Raw genomic sequence first — 1,449 nt, forward strand, 5'->3', positions numbered from 1 at the left:
TACTCGTGCGGGCGCGTCAATGGCTGTACAAGAACAAGCTGGTGATCGTGCACGAGCGGGCAATTCGGACACTGATTGCGGCGGCACTTGCCCAGCTTGAAGTTGAAACAGGCACCGCCATCGCCGCCAGCGTTGATCCAGCAACACTTGATCGCTGGCGAGCCTCAGTTTCAGAGCTGCGCCCAGATGGACAAACCCAGCAGAGTTGGCTATGGGCTGCACCGGCGAAACACTCAACCCGCCAAATCAGCGAGGTACTGGAGCGCATCGACCTGCTTTACACGCTGGACGTTCATAAGCACCTGGCAGACATCCCCGATCTCATCTTGCGCCGCTACGCGCGCCGACTTGTCTCCAGGCCGCCCTCAGCCGGAGCCAAGATCAAAGAGCCAGCGCGCACCGTGGAGGTCGCATGCTTTCTTCGGTATTGCCTGTTCACCACCACAGACCAGTTGATCCTTATGGTGCAGCGCCGGATCGCCGATCTGTGGCGTCAGGCTGCCGCCGATGTCCCCGCTACCGTCAATTGGGCCGCAATGTACAAAACGCTGCTCGGCGAACTTGTTGCCTTGAGCGCGCAAGGTGCGGTGCCAGATGCTGAGTTGCGTGCCCGTCTTGAAGCCTTGATCACCGAAACCCAGAAACGCAAACCACCGAGCAGGGCCTCCCTGGTCCGCGAGGGATTGATTGATGGAATTCGCCCCGTGCGGTCGTTGCTCGTCGCCATTGCAAAGCTGCCCTGGCAGGCCACCGGCGAGCATCCTGCCATCGAGTACCTTGCCAAGCTGCAAGCTTTATATCTCAAAGGATCCAGAAAGCTGCCAGTTGAAGTGGTGGCACCAAGTCTGGGAATGATCTGGCAGGTTTCGATCTCCAGCCCAGACCGGGAACGGGCGTTTCAGGCGTTGGAGGTGGCCACCCTGTTTGCCCTGCGCCGCGCGGTGCGCAATGGCTCGGTCTGGATTGAGCACAGCCTGAGCTTTCGGGGTCGTGCGCGCTTGTTCTTCACGGACGAGCGTTGGCAGGCAGAGTCCAAGAAACACTATGCCCGTCTATCGTTACCCAGCAAGGCTGCCACTTTCTTGAAGCCTTTGCTGGCCAGAGTAACTGCCGGTGTCGATGCGGTGGCCGCTGCAGCCCGCAGTGGCGTACTGCGCGTGGATGATGAACTCCATTTGTCGCCATTGCCCGCAGAGGACGAAGACCCAGAAGTGACCAAGCTGCGCGCGGCTTTGGATCACCGCATCGGTGAGGTTCAATTGCCGGAAGTGATTCTGGCCGTTGACGCCCAGGTGCGCTTTAGCTGGATCATGCTCGGACGTGAGCCGCGCTCTACCGACGAGCTGCTGATGGTCTATGCCGGCATCATGGCCCACGGCACCAGTCTGACTGCGGTCGAATGCGCGCGCATGATTCCGCAATTGTCTGCCACCAGCATTCGCCAGGCCA

At 60.1% G+C, this 1,449-nt stretch carries 1 pseudogene; it reads left to right on the forward strand.

Annotation, left to right across the window (positions count from 1 at the left end):
- Positions 1-1,449 (forward strand): annotated as a pseudogene (locus FK527_RS17125) (Tn3-like element IS1071 family transposase); the annotation flags it as partial.

The sequence above is a fragment of the Extensimonas perlucida genome (genome assembly GCF_007655255.1).
In the GTDB taxonomy this organism is placed as follows: Bacteria; Pseudomonadota; Gammaproteobacteria; order Burkholderiales; family Burkholderiaceae_C; genus Extensimonas; species Extensimonas perlucida.